At 65.6% G+C, this 19649-nt stretch carries 8 protein-coding genes; 1 reads left to right on the top strand and 7 read right to left on the bottom strand.

The genetic code is table 11. From position 1 onward, the window contains the following. Nucleotides 1-9: 9 nt before the first annotated feature. The 7 genes from treY to C0Z19_RS25745 all read right to left on the bottom strand — a co-directional run bounded on the left by treY (nt 10) and on the right by C0Z19_RS25745 (nt 18502). Nucleotides 10-2877: a malto-oligosyltrehalose synthase gene (gene treY, locus C0Z19_RS25775; RefSeq protein WP_102612679.1), complete on the bottom strand. Its 2868-nt coding sequence runs from the start codon at nt 2875-2877 to the stop codon at nt 10-12. Continuing rightward, entirely contained in the window at nt 2874-5147 is a 2274-nt protein-coding gene (gene malQ, locus C0Z19_RS25770) for a 4-alpha-glucanotransferase (protein ID WP_102612678.1), read from the bottom strand. Before malQ ends, treY begins: the two co-directional genes overlap by 4 nt. Next, complete coding sequence (treZ, locus tag C0Z19_RS25765) at nt 5144-7078, bottom strand: malto-oligosyltrehalose trehalohydrolase (protein ID WP_102612677.1); 1935 nt, start codon at nt 7076-7078, stop codon at nt 5144-5146. The genes malQ and treZ overlap by 4 nt, the downstream gene beginning before the upstream one ends. A 42-nt stretch (nt 7079-7120) precedes the next feature. Beyond that, on the bottom strand, nt 7121-9259 hold the full coding sequence (gene glgX, locus C0Z19_RS25760) for a glycogen debranching protein GlgX (RefSeq protein WP_102612676.1): 2139 nt from the start codon (nt 9257-9259) through the stop codon (nt 7121-7123). A gap of 69 nt (nt 9260-9328) precedes the next feature. Further along, nucleotides 9329-11572, bottom strand: a complete 2244-nt coding sequence (gene glgB / locus C0Z19_RS25755) for a 1,4-alpha-glucan branching protein GlgB (protein ID WP_425330316.1) — start codon at nt 11570-11572, stop codon at nt 9329-9331. A gap of 20 nt (nt 11573-11592) precedes the next feature. After that, nucleotides 11593-14988 carry a maltose alpha-D-glucosyltransferase gene (treS, locus tag C0Z19_RS25750; RefSeq protein ID WP_102612675.1) on the bottom strand — a complete coding sequence of 1132 codons (3396 nt, stop codon included), beginning with the start codon at nt 14986-14988 and terminating at the stop codon, nt 11593-11595. Next, nucleotides 14978-18502 carry a maltotransferase domain-containing protein gene (locus C0Z19_RS25745; protein WP_102612674.1) on the bottom strand — a complete coding sequence of 1175 codons (3525 nt, stop codon included), beginning with the start codon at nt 18500-18502 and terminating at the stop codon, nt 14978-14980. The genes treS and C0Z19_RS25745 overlap by 11 nt, the downstream gene beginning before the upstream one ends. A 511-nt stretch (nt 18503-19013) precedes the next feature. On the opposite strand from C0Z19_RS25745, the gene C0Z19_RS25735 reads away from it, so the two are divergent. Beyond that, nucleotides 19014-19499: a VOC family protein gene (locus C0Z19_RS25735; protein ID WP_102612672.1), complete on the top strand. Its 486-nt coding sequence runs from the start codon at nt 19014-19016 to the stop codon at nt 19497-19499. Nucleotides 19500-19649: the final 150 nt, after the last annotated feature.

Below are 19649 nucleotides of genomic sequence, written 5' to 3'. Positions count from 1 at the left end.
AAGCGCGGCTCAAGCGCGCGGCACGCCTTCTTCGACGAGCAATGCAACAGGCAGCGCGGTCAACACATCGCGCAGGAACAGCCTCCCCGTTTCATCGGCTTTCGGCGCAGCGGGACTCATGCAATCGAAGAGCGCACGCCCGGCCAGGGCGGCCGGCAGTTCGATCGACGTGTCTTCCCAAGCGGCCGGATCGACGAGCGGTACGTCGCTCGATGCCGGCATCAGCGAGGCAGCGAGGCGCGTGCCTATGACGATCGCGTAGGCATCGCCGTGCTGACGCGCGAACGCAATGGCGTGACGCGCGCGGGCGCCCAATACCGCGAGCGGTATGTACGAGCCTTCCAGGAACAACGCCGGCGAGACGGCGCGCAGCGTCAATGCGCGATGCACGACGCCGAGCTTGATGCGGCCATCGCGCCAGTTGTGCAGTTGTTCGCTGGGCGGCGTGTCGACGAGCCATGCGCTGAGTTTGTCGAAGTCCACGGGCCGCCGGTTGTCCGGATCGACGAGGCTGAAGTCCCACAGCTCCGTGCCTTGATAGAGGTCGGGCACGCCCGGCGATGTCAGGCGCAACAGCGTTTGCAGCAAGCTGTTGATCGCACCGGCGCGCTCGATGCGGGCCACGAATCCAGCCAGCTCTTGCAGAAATCCGTCGCGCCGCTGGGGCGCCAGAATGTCGAACAGAAACGCGCGCGACGCCGCTTCATACGCTTCGTCGGGAGCATGCCAACTCGTTTCCAACTTCGCTTCTCGCGAGGCCTTCAGCTGCCACGTGGCGATGCGCTCGGCGAATGCATGGATGGCATCGGCATCGGTGAAGTCGAGGTCATAGGGCCACGCGCCGACGAGCGTTTGATAAAGCATCGCTTCCGCCGCGGGCCCCGGTGCCCAATCGGGCGCGGGGCCCGGCAGCGGCGTGCAGGCGAGTGAGAGCCCGGCAGGAGAAGGCGAAGACGAAGGGCGACGAAGCGGCGCGTTCAGCGTCGACCAGGCGCGCAGTTTGGCGATCCACTCATCGGCGATTTCGCTGAGCACGGCGAGCCGCGCGCGTACGTCCTCGCCGCGTTTGTGATCATGCGTGGCCGTGGCGACCATTGCATACGGGAAACGTCGTGCGCGTTCGAGATTGGCCTCGTGGAAAGCATCGACGCCGAGTGCGAACTCGCCGGGATTGGCGCCCACTTCATTGCGCGACAACAAGCGGCCATAGCGGTAGAAGGCCGTATCCTCGATGGCCTTCGCGGCCAACGGCGCCGTCACCTGCGCGAACAGCGTGGCGGCGGTGCGGCGTTCGCGGCTCGGCGGCGCGCCGACGGGGGCGCCGCGCTCGGGGCCGCCACCGAGCGATGCGTCGACGAATGCGAGGACCGCATGATCGCCGCGCGCGAGCGAGCACCGGGCGCCCGCGAGCGCTTGCCGGAAGTTCGCTTCGTCCGCCGCCGTGCGCATGCCGCTTTGCGGGTACATGCGGTAGACGGGAAAGTACACGGCCAATTCGGTCAGCACGCGACGGATCGCCGTGAACGTATAGTCGCGTGTGGCCGCTTGCTCGCGTGCGATGCGGTGCAGGCCCCGCGCCGCCCGGTCGAGCTCGCTCGACAGGTTTTCGGCGAGGATCTTGCGTCGTGCCGCGTAGCCGGCATCGGCGAAGGTCTCCCCCGACCCGGACAGTTCGGCCCATGCCGCCGTCAGTGCGGCCTCGCCTTGCGGGTCGTGCAGCAGCGCGCCGACGTCGTTCATGAAGTCGTATCCCGTCGTGCCGTCGATCCCCCACTCGGCCGGCAACGCTTCGCCGCGAGCGAGGATCTTTTCGACGACGACATACGCGCGCGAACGATCGAGTTGCGGCGGCCGCTCGGCTTCGCGCTCGGCAAGTTTCTCGCGCAAACGTTGGCAGTATTCGCGAGGATCGACCAGCCCGTCGACATGATCGATGCGGAGCCCGTCGATCACGCCCTGCGCGAACAAGCGCAGCGGCAGGGCATGAATGGCGTCGAACACTTCCATGCGCTCGGTGCGCACGGCCGCGAGCGTCCCGATATCGAAGAAGCGCCGCCAGTTCACTTCGTCCGCCGCGGTGCGCCACCATGCCAGGCGGAAGAACTGCCGCTCCAGCAGCCGATGCAATCGCTCGCGCGAAGCCGGGGCGTTCGGGGCATGAGCCGCGAGCACCGCTTCGAATGGCTGTGTCCCGTGATCCGATGCGAACGCGCGCAGTGCATCGAGCGCGGCTTGCGCACGCTGCCGGTGCTCGGGCTGCACCGTGAGACCATCGAAGCGTTCGGCGAGCGCCGTCAGCTCGGGATGCTCTGCCGCCGGGACGCTGCGCAAGAGCTGTGGATAGTCGACCGGGCAGATCGGAAAACGATGGTCGGCGTAGCGCGCACTGAACCGGCCTTGCGTCGCATCGAATGACAACGTGATACGGCCGGCCGCGAGTTCTTCTCCGTAAGGGCCGCCCAGACAGGGCGCATGTACCTTGCCGCGCAGCGCCGGATCGGGCGAATGCCAATCGACGTCGAAGAAGCGCGCATAGGTGGCGTGCCGCCCCCATTCGAGGATGTCGAGCCACCAGGCATTGTGGCCTTCCGCGATGCCCATGTGGTTCGGAACGATGTCGACGATAAGCCCCATCTGGCGAGCATGCGCGGCCTCGGAGAGACGCAGCAGCGCGGGTTCGCCGCCCAGTTCGGGGTTCACGTGCGCATAGTCGATCGTGTCGTAGCCGTGCAGCGAGCCGGGCATGGCGGTCGTGATCGGCGACAGGTAGAGGTGGCTCACACCGAGCGCGGCGAAATAGTCGACATGAGCGAGCGCATTGTCGAACGTGAAGCCACGGTGGAGCTGGAGGCGTAGCGTGGAGCGCGGGACGGTCATGGCTTATCGGGCGATTCGGAGGGTGCGGTAGCGGGGGAAGCCGGTGCGGTGGACGAGCGGGCGGCACGTCCGCGTTTGTTCGCCAGTGCAAGTAGCCGATCGTTCAGCGCGCTGTCTTCGAACAGGGCGTCGAGCGGCGCATCGAGGCGTCGGCGCCAGTTCGGATGTTCGTCGATCGAGCCCGGCAGGTTCGGCTGATCGGTGAGGCCCAGAAGGTCTTCGAGCGGGTAGAGCGCGAGCGGGGCGGGCGTCGACGCGACGAAGCCGAGTGCCTCGTCGATGGGCGCCTGATCTTTCGGCGGCGCGCCGACGCCGGTTGCCGCGACGCCCGCCAGCTGAAAAGCGCGCCACAGCGCATGGCGATCGGCGGCCCGCTCGGCGTTGGCCAGCGCGACGGGGTCGCGGCCGTCCGCGCGGGGCGCGGTCTGTCCGATGCGGTCGCGCCACGCAATGTCGGCGCCGCTCCACCAGCCGGCAACGGTCGGCAAATCGTGGGTGGTCGTTGTCGCGATCGCCGTTCGGCTCCATTGCGGCGGCGCCGTAAAGGTGCCGCGGTCTGCGCTGCGTTCGAACCAGAGCACGCGGATGCCGAGCAGACCGTGACGCGCCAAGCGTTCGCGGAAGCCGTCGGGCACGGTGCCGAGATCCTCGCCAATGACGATCGCGCGATGCCGCAGCGATTCGAGCGCGATCAACCGCAGGCAATCGGTGAGCGGGTACCGCAGGTAGGCGCCATCGGCAGCGCTCGCGCCCTTGGGGACGAGCCAGAGGCGCTGCAGGCCGAGCACGTGGTCGATGCGCAAGCCGCCGCCATAAGCGAAGGTGGCGCGCAGCATGTCGATGAAGGCGCTGAACCCCTGTGTGCGCATGGCCCGCGGCGAGAACGTCGTCAAACCCCAAGCCTGGCCCGCTTGATTGAACAGGTCGGGCGGCGCACCGACCGACACGCGCTGCAGCATGTCGTCGCGGTACGACCAGGCGTGACTGCCCGCGCCGTCGCAGCCGACCGCGAGGTCGGTCACGAGTCCGATCGCCATGCCGGCCTCGCGCGCAGCCTGCTGCGCCCCTTTGAGCCCTTTCGCGGCCAGCCACTGCAGGAACAGATGGAAGTCCACTTCATGGCGGTGTTCGCGTGCGAAGGCTTGCACTCGCGGATGGCGCGGGTCCGTCAGCGAGTCGGGCCAATCGCGCCAGTGGCCGATGCCGTGCTGCCCCCGCTGGATCGCATCGATCGCCTCGAACCGCGCGTGATCCTCCAATGCATGGCCGCCTTGCGCGCAGAATGCATCGAAGTCGCGTGCCAATGGCGCAGCGGCGCTCGTGCCCGCACGATCGTGCGCGCAAAACCGCTCGTAGAGCGCGCGCAGCACCGTCAGTCGCAGCTTGACGACGTTGCGCCAATCGATGAGGGGCAGCGCTTCGAGTGCAGCCCACTGTTCCCGAAGCGGGGCGGCACCTTCCGCGCCGTGCGCGTCGAGTACGGCTGCGAAAGCGTCGGCGCCGAAGACGCTGGCGGGATCGATATGCGCGACGTTCAACAGTAGCCGTGACGACGGGGAGTAGGGACTGATTTTGCCCGGGTCCGCGCTGAACATCGCGTGGGTGGGGCTGATGGCCATGGCGTCGGCGCCTGCTTGTGCGCCTCGTCGCGCCAATGAAGCAAGCGCGGTGTAATCGCCGATGCCGCCGTCACCGACGCGCCGCAAGCCGTAGAGTTGCGCGCCGATCCCCCAGATCGCGGCTGCGCGTGGCGCGTCGTCATTCGTGCGTCGCGCTTCGGGCGGCCCGCCTGCATCGCGACACGCGTCGGCGATCGTATAGCAGCGCGGCGGCGCGACCGCGAGTCGAACACGTTGGTCGCCCAGTTCGAGCACGTGATAGCCGGGTTCCGAAATCGGTGCGAGTAGCGGCGATTCGCCCTTCGGCGTACCCAGGCGCCCTTCGATGACGCCGCCGCGTTCGAGTTCGATGCGATAGGTCGCACCGGCATTCAGCGATGCGACCGGTAGCGCCGTCGCGCGATGGCATTCCGCGGTGACGAGCGGCGGAAGCGGGGGCTCGGCTCGCTCGGCGTCGAGCATCGCCAGCGTCTCTTTGGCCTGCTCGCGCGTGTCGCAAGGCAGGCCGAGCGCCGTGAGCAACGTGGCGAGCGTGTCGGGCTTCACCCGATGAGTCGCTTTGTTCGCGTCTTCCCAATGCACTTCAAAGCCGGCGCGCGCAGCGATCCGCTCGATCGTTTCCCGCCCCGAAGCCGCCGCTCGCCCGCTCATGGTGCGCTCCCCGCAGGTGCGGCGACGCGGGCGTCATGTCCCTGCGCGAACGCGTTGACATCGCCCGTGAGCCAGGCGATGAAGGCGTAAGCGGGCAATTGCCCGGCGTCGACCCTGTCTCGTGCGCGCGGCGGCGTTTCGAAGATGACCCTGCCCGCGGGCTGCGGATTGAACGGAAGCGTGTCCGAAGTCAGGTTCAGCGCGACGGCCAGTGTCTCGCCATCGCCGAGACGCCAGCGTGCGACGAGCGCATTGGCGTCGAGACCGCTCGCCGTTCGCAATAGCTCGACACCGAGTGCCCGTGCGCCGTTCAAGCGTGGCGCAATCAGCTTTGCGCGCACGGCAAGCGCGGAACGGTAGAAGTGGAGCCACGCCGCGCGATCGCCCATGCCGTTGGGATGCGTCGCGTCGCCGCTTCCGTTCGGCTCTTCTTCGGTAGGCGGAGAAGAGAGCGCGAACGTCTGCGCCGCGTTCGGATCGGGAATGCGCGCGCGCCGTTCGGGGTCGTTGAACGCCGAGAACTTCGCGAATTCGCGCCGACGTCCTTCGCGCACCGCTTCGGCGAGTTGCCCGCCATAGTCTGTGAAGTAGAGAAACGGCTGCGTCGAACCAAATTCTTCTTCCATGAACAGCAGCGGAATCTGCGGCGACAGCAACATGAGCGCCGTCGCGGCAAGCAGCGCCGATGGCGCGCACAGTGTACGCAGACGTTCGCCGAAAGCGCGGTTGCCGATCTGATCGTGGTTCTGCAGGAACATGACGAAGGACGTCGGGGACAAGTGCGTGCTCGGCTCGCCGCGCGCCGCGCCGTCATGAATCGGCGAAGGCTCGCCCTGATAGGCGAAACCTTCCGACAGTACGCGTGCGAGCCTGGCGATGGGACGATCCGCGTAGGCGCGGTAGTAGCCCTCGTGTTCGCCGGTGAGCAACACGTGCAGCGTGTTGTGCGCATCGTCGTTCCATTGCGCATCGAAGTGCGATTGCAGCAGGCTCGCCGTGTTGCGCTCGTTTTCGAGGACGAGATGCACGTGCCGTTGCGAGCCGATAGACGCATGCACGCGATCGGCGAGCTCGCGTAGCCAGCCGTCGTCGCCGATCGCATGGACGGCGTCGATGCGCAGTCCGTCGAAGCGATATTCGTTGAGCCAGTAGAGCGCGTTTTCGCAGAAGAATTCGCGCACGGGTTTGCGGCGGAAGTCGATCGCGGGGCCCCACGGCGTCGTGACATCGTCGCGGAAGAACGCCTTCGCATACTGCGGCAGATAATTGCCCTCGGGGCCGAAGTGGTTGTAGACCACATCGAGCAGCACGGCAATGCCCAGTTCGTGAGCATGATCGATCAACGCCTTGAGCTCTTCGGGGCGACCATAAGCGGAGTCGGGCGCGAACGGCAATACGCCGTCGTAGCCCCAATTGCGATGGCCCGCGAAATCGTTGAGCGGCATCAGTTCGATGGCCGTCGCGCCCAACTGCGCGATGTGCGACAAGCGGCGCGCGACATTGGCGTAGCCGCCGAGTGCGCCGACGTGCAGCTCGTAGATCACCATCTCGTTCCAGGCACGCCCGCGCCAATCCGGGAGCTTCCACCGGTACGCGAGTGGGTCGACGACTTCGCTCGGCCCATGGACATCCTCGGGTTGAAAGCGCGAGGCTGGATCCGGGACGGCGAGATCGCCGTCGAGCCGATAACGGTAGCGCGTGCCCGCGCCGCATGGCGCCTGGGCTTCGAACCAGCCCTCGCCGGCCGGCGCCATCTGGACGGTGCCCGCCTTGCCTTCGTATTCGAATTCGACGCGCACGGTCGAGCGCGACGGCGCCCACAGACGAAATCGCGTGCGCGGGCCTTCGCCTTGCTGCACGCCGATCAACTCGGCGCCGAACGGTAACCGATGCGCGCGGCCAACCTGCGGTTCGGATCGATGTTCGGACATGTCAACGGCTCCTTGTTCACGCATGCGAGACGATGATCGGACCTATGCCGCCGACGCACCGGAGGGCATCGCGCCCTCAGTCCTTGGGAGTTGCGCGGCGAGCAGCAGGAAGCCGTGTGCGCCGACTTTCCATTGCCCGCTGTCGTGACGCTGTGCGGGTGCGTTCGGGGCAGTGCTGTCTGCGAGCACATTCCATTCCAGAGACGGCTCGGGCGGCGTGAACATGAGGTCCAGATTCGAGCCGTTATGCATCAGCAGCAGTACGTCGAGTCCGCCTTCGAGGTTTCGGCCGGCGCGGCGCTGCGTCAGCGCGCCCGCGTCGTGGTCTTGCCATGCCTCGCTCGTGAGCGGCTCGCCGCGTTCATCGAACCATTCGACATCTTTGACGCCGGGCAGCACCTCGGCGTCGCCACGCAAAAAGCGCGTGTCGCGCAGCAGCGGGTATTGGCGTCGCAACGCGATCAGGCGTGCGGCAAATGCGGTCAACGCCTTGCCTTCGGCCGATTCGGCCAACCCCCAGTCGAGCCACGATAGTTCGTTGTCCTGACAATATGCGTTGTTATTGCCGCGCTGGCTGCGCCCGAACTCGTCGCCGGCGGCCAGCATCGGCGTCCCGAGCGACGTGAACACGCTCATCAGCATCGAGCGTGCGACGCGTGCGCGCATCGCGTTGATGGCCGGGTCGTCGGTCGGGCCTTCGACGCCCCAATTCGCGCTGCAATTTTCGTTGTGACCGTCGGCGTTGTCTTCGCCGTTCGCTTCGTTGTGCTTATGCTCGTAGGCGGTGACATCGGCCAGCGTGAAGCCGTCATGAGAGGCGACATAGTTCACCGAAGCCCACGGACGTCTGAAGCGGTGATTGAAGAGCTCGGCCGAGCCTGTGATGCGTGCGGCGAGTTCTGCCCGCATCCCCGCATCGCCGCGCCAGAACCGCCGCACGCAATCGCGGAATTTGTCGTTCCATTCGGCGAAGCCCGGCGGATGTCGGCCCACCTGGTAACCGCCGGGGCCGATGTCCCAAGGCTCGGAGATCAGCTTGCGCTGCGACAGAAGCGGATCTTGTCGGATGGCGTCGAAGAAGCCTGAACCGGGATCGAACCCCGGCCCTTCCCGACCGAGCGTGACGCCGAGATCGAAACGGAATCCGTCGACGTGAAATGCGTTCACCCAGTAGCGCAGCGAATCCATCACCATTTGCAACACGCGCGGATGCGAAAGATTGAGCGTATTGCCGCAGCCCGTGTCGTTGATGTAGTGGCGCTCGTCGCCGGGAATGAGCCGATAGTAGCTGGCGTTGTCGAAGCCGCGCCAACAGACGGTGGGCCCGAGTTCGTTGCCTTCACAGGTATGGTTGTACACCACATCGAGAAACACTTCGATGCCCGCGGCGTGCAACTGACGCACGGCGATGCGCACTTCGTTCAAGCGCCGCGTCGACAGGTATGACGGATGGGGCGCGAAGAAGGCGGCCGTGTTGTAGCCCCAGTAGTTCGTCAACTTGCGTTCGAGCAGAAAGCGCTCGTCGAAGAAGGCGTGAATCGGCAATAGCTCGATGGCCGTGATACCGAGCGTGTGCAGATGGTCGATGAAACGCGGCGACGCGAGCGCCGCGAACGTCCCACGCTCGTGCGCGCGCAAGTCCGGATTGAGCATCGACACGCCGCGCAGATGCGCCTCGTAGATGACGGTCTCAGGCCAAGGCAGGTCGGGGCGCGCGTCGCGCGACCAATCGAATGCTTCGTCGATGACGACGCATTTCGGCACGGCGGGCGCCGAGTCGCGTTTGTCCAGCGACAAATCCTGTCGGCTCGAATGAGGGCGGTAGCCGAACAATGCATCGGAGGCGCGAAACGACCCGGTCAGTTTTTTCGCGTACGGGTCCAGCAACAGCTTGGCCGGGTTGAAGCGATGGCCATATTGCGGTTGATAAGGACCGTACGCGCGAAAGCCGTACACGGTGCCCGGGTGCGCGCCGGGCAGGTAGCCATGCCAGACTTCATCGATGCATTCGGGCAGCGGCAGCCGTGCGATTTCTTTATGGCCGGCCGGATCGAACAGGCATAGATCGATCTGCTGCGCATTCGCGGAGAACACGGCGAAATTGACCCCGAGCCCGTCCCAAGTCGCGCCGAGCGGATACGGTGCCCCGGGATCGAGCCGCTCGGGTAGTGAATTCGCCATGCCGCATCCTGGTTCTGATGGCAATTGCTGTTTTCGTCATGGTCCGGGCCGGCGCCATGTTGCGCACCGTCATTCGGCGCGCAGGATGATCGTGGCCAGAGGCGGTATCGTCAGTACGACCGATTGCGGTTTGCCGTGGCTTGCGACGTCCTGCGTGACGACGCCCCCCGAATTGCCGACGTTCGAGCCGCCGTAGGCTGCCGCATCGGTGTTGAGCACTTCGGCCCACCAGCCTGCGCGCTGCATGCCGATGCGGTAGCCATGGCGCGGCACGGGCGTGAAGTTGCAGATGACGGCCACCTCGCGCCCGCTGCCGTCGCAGCGTCGATAGGCGAAGACGCTGTTGCCGCTGTCGTCGCCGACGAGCCATTCGAAGCCGCCCGGCTCGGCATCGAGTGCATGCAGTGCCGGCTCCGCCGCATAGAGGCGATTCAGGTCGCGCACCAGCGTTTGCACGCCGTGGTGCATCGGGTCGTCGAGCAGATGCCAATGCGGCGAGGCGTCGTGATTGAACTCGCCGTACTGCGCGAGCTCCCCGCCCATGAACAGCAGCTTTTTGCCGGGGTGGGTCCACATGAAACCGAAGTACGCGCGCAGGTTCGCGAATTGCTGCCAGCGGTCGCCGGGCATTTTGCCGAGCAGCGAGCCTTTGCCATGCACGACTTCGTCATGCGAGAGCGGCAGCACAAACCGTTCGGAGTACGCGTAGACCATCCCGAACGTCATGTTGTGATGATGATAGCGGCGGTAGACCGGGTCTTCATGCATGTAGTGCAACGTGTCGTGCATCCAGCCCATGTTCCATTTGAAATCGAAGCCGAGCCCGCCGTCCTCGATGCGAGCCGTCACGCCGGGCCATGCCGTCGATTCTTCGGCGATCGTGATCGCGCCCGGCACGCCCGGCGCGTAGGCGACTTCGTGATTGACCCGCTTCAGGAACGCGATCGCTTCGAGGTTTTCGCGGCCGCCGTAGATGTTCGGCACCCACTCGCCTTGCGCGCGCGAATAATCGCGATAGAGCATCGATGCGACGGCGTCCACGCGCAGGCCGTCGACGTGATAACGCAGCAGCCACGCAAGCGCCGATGCGACCAGGAACGCGCTGACCTCGTTGCGGCCGAGGTTGTAGATCATCGTGTTCCAATCCTGGTGATAGCCCTCGCGCGGATCCTGATGTTCGTAAAGCGGCGTACCGTCGAATTGAATCAGGCCGTGCGCGTCGTTCGGAAAGTGCGCGCTGACCCAATCGAGGATTACGCCAAGGCCCGCTTCATGAGCCCGATTGACGAAATGCGCGAAGCCCTGCGGCGGTCCGAAACGCGCCGACGGCGCGAACTGCGAGAGCGGTTGATAGCCCCAGGAGCCGCCGAACGGATGCTCGGCGATCGGCAGGAATTCGATGTGCGTAAAGCCCATACCGAGCGCGTACGGAATGAGCCGATCGGCGAGTTCGTACCAATCGAGCCCGCGGCGGCCGTCTTCTTCGACGCGCAGCCACGATTCCGCATGCACCTCGTAGATGGCGATCGGTGCACGGGCGTTTTGCAGCGACGCGCGATTGGCGATCCAGGCGCCGTCGGTCCAGGTGAATTGGTCGATGGCGCTCCAATCGGCGACGATCGATGCCGTTGCGGGCGTGCGTTCGGTTTGCAGCGCGCAAGGATCGGCTTTGAGCGGCAGCGTGCGCCCGTCGCGCGCGACGATCTCGTACTTGTAACTTGCGCCGGCGGACAGCCGCGGCACGAACAGTTCCCATACGCCGGCTACGTGGCGCAGCCGCATCGGATGCCGTCGGCCGTCCCACGTGTTGAAGTCGCCGACCACGGACACGCGCCGCGCATTGGGCGCCCACACCGCGAAGCGCACGCCGGGGATGCCGTCGAGCGTGCAGGGCCGGGAGCCGAGGCAATCGAGCACGGCATACGGATCGGCGCGCGCGAGGCGGGCGAGCGCATCTTCGGACAGTACCGGGCCGAACGAGTAGGGATCTTCGGTCTCCTGCTCGACGCCATGCCAGTCGATATGAAGCCGATAGGGTTCCGCGCGCTCGACGCGTCCTGCGAACAGGCCGCGCGAATCGATTTGCGTGAGCCTGCCGATGCATTGGCCGTTCGCGCGAGCAACGACGGCCACGCTTGCCGCACCGGGCAGCATGGCGCGCACGACATGGCCGTCTGCGGTCCGATGCAGCCCGAGTTGAGAGAACGGGTCGGGGTGTCGGGCATCGACGAGCGCCTCGAGGTCGACGGGATGCAGCCCCGCCAATGGGTCGCGATCGGCAATCTCGCGGATCCGTGCGGATTGATCTTTCATAGAGCCCATTTCGGCCATCCTCACGTTTGCGCAGGCGCCGGTGCTTCGTCGCCGTCATGTTTCGTCTCGCCGAGGAGCCGCGCGGCCAGCGAGGCCAGGCCACGCAGCGGCAACCCAAGCCAAGTGGGCCGGTTCGCCGCTTCGTAGCGCACTTCGTAGGCGGCTTTTTCGACGAGGAACAAATCGAGCAGCACCTGTTCGGCTTCCGGCGCAACCACCGGGCGCACGGCCTGGGCAATCGCCTTGCGATAGCCGGCCAGGAAGCTGTCCTGACCTTCCTCGCGGAAGCGCTCGAACAGCGAGCGCTTGCGGTCGGCCGTTTGCGCGGGGGCGTTTTCGGAAACGGGCTGAGCCGCCGCGCTGGCATAGGAGAACGAGCGCAGCATGCCGGCGACATCGACGAGCGGGCTGCGTTTCGTGCGACGCTCGTCGAGGCTGCGGGCCGGCTCGCCCTCGAAATCGATCAGGTAGACATCGTTTTGCGCGATCAGCACCTGGCCCAGATGGAAATCGCCATGCACTCGGGTACGCAGTGCGTCGATGTCGTGCGGCACATGCCGTTCGAGCGCTTCGACGAGCGCAGCGCGCCGGCCGATCAACGCTTGGGCGAGCGCACGCGTGTCCTCGTCGATCGAGGTGCCTTCCTTGGCAGCCTCGGCGGCCAACACGTCGAGCGCGTGCTCCAGCATCGAACGGGCGCCCTCGATCCAGCTGCGCACGTCGGCCGCGCTGGCTTGCTCGGGAGCAAACGCGGGATCATCGCAGGGCGCCGCCAGCGCGGCATGCAACTCGCCCAACCGACGGCCGATCGTGCCGGCCAGCGCGCGGTAGCCCTCGATCATGTCGGTGTCGACTTCCTCGGTTTCGGGCCTCAACGCCAACTCGTCGATGACCCGCCGCAGGTAATCGAGCGCCCAATTCCAGGCATCGCCCTGGTTCTCGATGAACCCCTGGAGCAACGCGAGCGTATGCGGCACGCCCTGCGGATCGACGCGGACCACTTCGCCATAGAGCGGCGCAGTATTGGCGTAGCCGATCTCGGTCAGATGGCGGCTCATTTCGGCTTCGGGGTGAATGCCGCCGATCAACCGACGCACCAGTTTGAGCACGGCGCGCTCGCCCATCACGAGCGAACTGTTGCTTTGCTCCGCCGCGATCCAGCGGATCTCGGGCGCATCGCCGAGCGCATCGAGCTCACCGAAACGCGCCGTCGGCAGGAAGCGGATTTCGCTCTTCTGCACGGTCGGCACCGCCGCGCGCTCGCGCAGTTTCTGCAGTACACCGTGCGCAAACAGCGGTAACGCAAAGGCGTCCGTCAGGTGGCCGATGTTGCGGCCGCGACGCACGCGAGCCAGCGCGAGCTGCATGAACAGGGGCACGGTCGTATCGGCGCCCCAACTGATCGCGAGCGGCAACACATAGCGCTCGGTGTGGCGGCCGACATCGGCCTCGATTTCGGTGAAGGCGAAACCCGCATCGGGGATCGTCGTCAATGCGGCGAGCCGTACGCTATGCAGTTTCTGATCCTTCGACGCGAACCAACGGCGACGGCTCAGATACGAAGGCAGCACCTCCGATTCGAGCAGGCGGACGTTTTCCGGCGTCGGCCCCGTTTGTCCCGCGCGCATGACGAGCGTAACGAACTCGGGCAACTGCTCGGAGTTGGCCTGAGCCCACGACGGGCGGTCCTCCCGGTTGCACAGCAGAAACCAAAGAAAGCCGTAGGGCGGGAACGTCAGCAGGTAGGTGAGCTGGCCGATGGCGGGGAACACGGAGTCGGCCGTCATTTCCACGGGCACGCGGCCCGCGAATTCGGACAAGTCGAGTTCAACCGCTTGCGGCGCACGCGACAGGTTCGCGACGCAGAGAATCGGCGCTTCGCCTTCCATCTCGCGCAGGTACGCAAGGATCTTGCGATTGGACGGACGCAGGAAGCGGATCGTCCCGCGTCCGAACGCGTGCTTGGACCGGCGCGTGGCGAGCATGCGGCGCGTCCAATTGAGCAACGAATGCGGATCGCGCGTTTGCGCTTCGACGTTGATGGCGTCGAAACCGTACAGCGTCCCCATGACGGGCGGCAGGACCAGCTGCTCGGGGTCTGCGCGCGAAAACCCGCCGTTGCGATCGGACGACCATTGCATCGGCGTGCGCACGCCGTCGCGATCGCCCAGGTGAATGTTGTCGCCCATGCCGAGTTCGTCGCCGTAATAAATCACGGGCGTGCCCGGCATCGAAAGCAGCAGCGAATTGATGAGCTCGATGCGGCGTCGATCGCGCTCCATCAGCGGCGCGAGCCGACGGCGTATGCCGAGGTTCAGCCGCGCGCGTCGGTCGCTCGCGTAGGTGTTCCACAGATAGTCGCGCTCGGAATCGGTCACCATCTCGAGCGTGAGCTCGTCATGGTTGCGCAGAAAGATCGCCCATTGGCACGAAGGCGGCAACTCGGGCGTCTGCCGCATGATGTCGGTGATCGGGAAGCGGTCCTCGCTCGCGATGGCCATGTAGATGCGCGGCATCAGCGGGAAGTGAAACGCCATATGGCATTCGTCTTCCTGGCCGAAGTATTCCTGCACGTCTTCGGGCCATTGGTTGGCCTCGGCCAACAGCATCCGGTTCGGATACTCGGCATCGATCGTGGCGCGGATGCGCTTCAGAACCGCGTGCGTTTCCGGCAGATTCTCGTTGCTCGTGCCTTCGCGTTCGACGAGGTACGGCACGGCGTCGAGGCGCAGCCCGTCGATTCCCATATCGAGCCAGAAGCGCATGACCTGCAGCACTTCGCGCATCACGGCCGGATTGTCGAAGTTCAGATCGGGCTGATGCGAGTAGAAACGATGCCAGTAGTAGGCGCCCGCGACGGGATCGTGGGTCCAGTTCGACGGCTCGGTGTCGATGAAGATGATGCGCGTGCCTTCGTACTTCTTGTCGGTGTCCGACCAGACGTAATAGTTGCGATGGTTCGATCCCGGTTTGGCGCGACGTGCACGCTGGAACCACGGGTGTTGATCCGACGTGTGGTTGATGACGAGTTCCGTGACGACGCGCATGCCGCGCGCGTGCGCCCCTTGGATGAAGCGGCGCGCGTCGGCGAGCGTGCCGTAATCGGGGTGGACGTTGCGGTAATCGGCGATGTCGTAGCCGTCGTCGCGGCGCGGCGACGGGTAGAACGGCAGCAGCCAGATCGTATTGACGCCCAGTTCGGCGATGTAATCGAGCTTGGCGATCAAACCCGCGAAGTCGCCTACGCCGTCGTTGTTCGCATCGAAGAACGACTTCACATGGACCTGATAGATGATCGCGTCTTTGTACCAGAGCGGATCGTCCGAGAGCGCGCCGCGGGCTCGACGTCGCGCCGCGCGTGCGCGCGCGCCCGACTCGGCGGCAGCCGCGTCGAGCGGTTGATCTTCACGCTTCATGGTGGGTCTCCGGGGCGCCGTGCTCGCGATGGCCGTCGTGGCTCAGTTGACTGACGGGACTGCTCTGGTCTGTACGGCCAGCGTGGCTCAGCGCCCAATGCGCACGTTCGTCGTGCGGCATGCCGGCCGCCGGCGCGATGCGCCAGATGGCGAAGGGGCGCTCGGGCTCGAGTCTCACGTGCTGTCGGCGTCCGCGCCATTCGCCGCGCGCGCCGGTCGCGAGATCGGTCACAGCCAGTGCATCCCATTCCCCCATGCGCCAGTGCTCATACGTGCGTGGGGATAGTTCGATATCGGCCTCTTGCGGCTGGAACGGATCGAGGCTGATCGCCACCAGGACGACGTTTTCGCGCGACGGCGTCGCTTTCTCGAAAAACAGGATGCGGTCGTTGTGCGCAGTCAGGAACGTCAGGCCCAGGTGCGAATGCAGCGCGGGGTTCGCGCGGCGGATCCGGTTCAGCATCGTGACGATGTCGACGATGTTGCCAGGCCGATGCCAATCCCACGCGCGCAGCTGATACTTCTCCGAATCCAGATACTCTTCGCTGCCCGGCAATGCCGCCGCTTCGCACAGTTCGAAGCCGCTGTAGACACCCCACAGCCCCGATAGCGTCGCGGCCAGCGCCGCACGGATCATGAAGCCGGCGCGCCCCTGTGCTTGCAGGTGCCGCGGGTTGATGTCGGGCGTGTTGACGAAGAAATTCGGGCGGAAGAATTCGCGCACGTTCGTCTGCGTGAGTTCGGTCAGATACTCGGTGAAGTCGCGCTTCGATTCGCGCCAGGTGAAGTACGTGTAGGACTGCGAAAAGCCAAGCTTCGCCAGCCGATACATGAGGCGCGGCCGCGTGAACGCTTCCGATAGAAAGATGACGTCGGGGTCGCGCGCACGAATGTCGGCGATCATCCACTCCCAAAACGGCAGCGGCTTCGTGTGCGGATTGTCGACGCGGAAGATGCGCACGCCGGCATCGATCCAGAACGCGATGACATCGCGCAGCGCGAGCCACAGCGCCGGCTTTGCGTCATGCGCGTAGAACTCGGGATTGACGATGTCCTGGTACTTCTTCGGCGGATTCTCGGCATAGCGCAGCGTGCCGTCGGGGCGCCAGGCGAACCACGTCGCGTGTTCGGTCAGCCACGGATGATCGGGCGCGCATTGGATGGCGAAATCGAGTGCGATTTCAAGCCCGTGTGCGTGGGCCGCCGCGAGCATCCGCTTGAAATCGTCAAGCGTACCGAGCTCCGGGTGGACGGCGGTATGGCCGCCTTCCGCACTGCCGATCGCATACGGGCTGCCTACGTCGCCCGGTTGCGCATTGAGTGTATTGTTGCGCCCCTTGCGATTGATCCTGCCGATCGGGTGAATCGGCGGGAAGTAAAGCACGTCGAAGCCCATGTCGCGGATGCGCGGCAGTTGCGCGATGACATCGTCGAACGTGCCGTGACGCGACGCGTCGCCGCTCATCGAGCGCGGGAAGATTTCGTACCAGCTCGCGAAGCGGGCGGTGGCGCGCTCGGCGTCGATGCGGTACATCGTGGCGTCGCGCGCAAGAAAGGGACGATGGCGCGCCCGCGCAATGGCGGCGGCCGTGTCGGGCGCGAGCAGGACTTCGAGCCGCGCCGTTGCATTCGCATGCGCGAAGCGGATGGCGATACGCTTCAATTCGGCGATCGCGGCACGCTGTCCTTCGTAGTCGCGATGATCCTGATGAATCTGCTGTTGCACGCCCGTTTCGTCGGCCGTCTCGGCTTCGGCTAAGACACGTGCGAGTAGATGGCGCGCTTCTTCGAGTTCGAGCTCGACCGATTGATTGGCGTCGAGCTTCTTTCGAATATGGTCGACGAGCGAGGCGAAATCGTCGCGCCAGGCGATCACCGTGAACTCGTAACGCCCGACGCGCGTCAGCGGGATGCGGCCTTGCCAGAGATCGAGCCCGGCAGGCTGAGCGGGCAGCATCGGCGCCTCGCGCCAGGCCGTTTCATCGGTGGCGCGCCAGATCACCGCGGCGGCAATCTTGTCGTGGCCTTCCCCGAAAATCGCCGCGCCGATTTCGACCTCCTCGCCCACGACGCGCTTTACCACGAAGCGACCGCCGTCGATGGACGGCGTCACGCTTTCGATCGCGATGCGCGGTGCCGCCAGCGCATCCATCGCCGACGCAGTCGACGTGCGTTTCGACGGACGGCGTACGGCCACCTTCGGACAGGGCAGCGCGCGATAAAGGCGCGTTTCCCCGGGCGCCAACGCGAACGCCGGCAGCGGCTCGGCCTGGCTCGTGCAAGGATCGCTCAACGGCTTGAACGCCATGAAATTGCCGGGCACGCCGTCGAGGAACCGCGCGGGCTCGACATAGGTGGGCCGGTCCAGATCGGGGTTGGCCAGCAGCAATACGGCTTCGCGTGCATCGCGCAGGTCGGGGCACTCGCCGCGCAAGACGGCGGCGACGTTCGATCCCGCGGCCGACAATTGACGCACTTCGCCAGCGGTCGACAGCAGCGGGGTTTGCTGCTGCAACGTATTCGCTTGCGAGAGCGCGTCGGAAAGATCGAAGCGCGCGGCGGCGCAGGCTTCGCGATAGCGATCGGCGCTGCCGATCGTGGGCGAGAGCGGCTCGGCGATGCCGAATTCGAAGCCCATCGGCACGAGCCAGCCGGTACCGAGCGCGGCGCTTGTCGCGATTGCGCGGCGATACGCCCGCTCGATCACCGCGGAATCGGCCGCATAGGTGAACTCGCTGACAAGGCGCGGTCCGTAGGGGGCTTCGGGGAAGGCGATCGGCGCGCCGACGCGCGTGAGCGCTGCATGCTCGTCGGCGAGCCAGTCCGCCCGGTAATCCCACCAGCGGACCGATGAGAAGACGCTGTCGAAGCCCACCGGCGCAAGCCGCGCGAGGTCGCCGCGTGCAAGCCCGGGCGTCGAGGCCAGCAGGCGAACATCATCGCGCCGCGCCTTCAGAGCGGCGCGCAGCGCTTGCCAGGCATCGAGCGGCACGTGATGGGGCGAATCGAAGCGAAAGCCCGTCACGCCGGCATCGATCATCGCCGCGAGACGCTCGCACCACCAGGCGGTGAGCTGTGTGGCCGCGTGAGGATCGCCGAAGTTCGCGAAGGCCGCATTGTCCTCATGGCGTGCATGCCGCGGATCGAGTCGCGAGCGCGCGCTTTCGTAGGGGTGAAACCACTGCGGATGTGCGCGTATCAGTTCGCCGTCGGCCGCGACGCGATCGAGGACGATATCCACGAGCAACCCGAGCCCGTGCGTCTGTGCGGCTTGAGCCAGCGAACGCAGTGTTTCATCGACGTGGCCAGGCGCGCCCAACACCGGGTGCGCCCGCGCGTGATCGGCGACGAGCTGCAGATGAGCGGCCTGCCCCGTGGCGAACGGCGAGCCGATCAGAACGTGATCGAAGCCGAGCGCCGCCGCGCGCTCGAAGTGAGCGGGCCAGGCTTGCAGCGGCCCGACGAGAAGGGGGTGAAGAAAGTAAATCCGCGGCGCATACGTACGATAGTCCATCGGTCCGTTCCAGTTCGTCCGGCGATGTGGATGCACGTTCAGGCTCCGCCCCGTAGGCGCCCCGGTGTGCGATCGCATCGCGTTGTCAGGCGGCGCTCGATGATCCGTGCGCCGCGCGAGCCGTGGCCGGGGCGTTGGCGGCATGAGCGCGCGACTGAGCGAAAGCACGATGCATGCCGCCGTTCCCGCGGCGGGGGCGGCGTTCGACGAACGGATAGCGTCGATAGCGGCCAGTATGCGCGCGCCAGCCGGGACCGGCATGCGCTTTTCGTACGGTTGGCCATTTTTTCGCTATTCCGATGACAACAGTCATCGACTAGTCTTGATGGCGGAGGGATCGGTCGTGATGGGACCGCGAGCGGTGTAAATGTGACAGGTGAAAGTGCATTTTTACATCGCGATCGATTCGGCCCGGTTTCGGTCGTCCTGCATCGTACGCATCGCTGGATCGCTGGATCGCGGACCGGACGATGCGGCGCGCTGCCGATGCGAACCGTAAAAAGGAGAGAGCATGCAAAAGATCACGCCGTTTCTGTGGTTCGATCGCGAAGCCGAGCAGGCGGCTGCGTTTTATACGTCCGTCTTTGAGCGTTCGAAGATCGTCGACGTGATGCACTATGGAGAAGCCGGACCCCGAGAGAAAGGTAGCGTCATGAGCGTGACGTTCGAACTCGACGGGCAGACCTTCATCGCCCTGAACGGCGGCCCGAATCCGCAGATGGCGTTTTCGCCGGCGATTTCGTTTTTCATTCATTGCCGCACGCAAGCGGAGGTGGACGCGCTCTGGGACAAGCTGGGCGAAGGGGGGGAGCGGCTCCAATGCGGATGGCTGCGCGACCGGTTCGGCGTGACATGGCAGGTCGTGCCAACCGTGCTCGGCGAGATGCTGCGCGACCAGGATCGCGAGCGTTCGGCGCGGGTCATGCACGCAATGATGCAGATGTGCAAGCTCGACATCGCGCAGTTGCAGCGGGCGTACGACGGCGAAACAGCCTGAGACTATGAATTTTTGTCTCCTGATGTCAATCCAAAATTGAAATGTCCCCTTTTGCCCAAGATAGAGATGTCCCCTTTGGCGGCGGGCTAGACTAGGTAGTGCTTGTGCTCAGGCTGTTCGATAGAACGGCCTGAGCACCGGCTGTGGACT

The organism is Trinickia soli, assembly GCF_002879855.1.
Taxonomy (GTDB): Bacteria; Pseudomonadota; Gammaproteobacteria; order Burkholderiales; family Burkholderiaceae; genus Trinickia; species Trinickia soli.
Note: the sequence above shows the minus strand (reverse complement) of the source record. Positions and strands in the feature narration are given on the sequence as shown.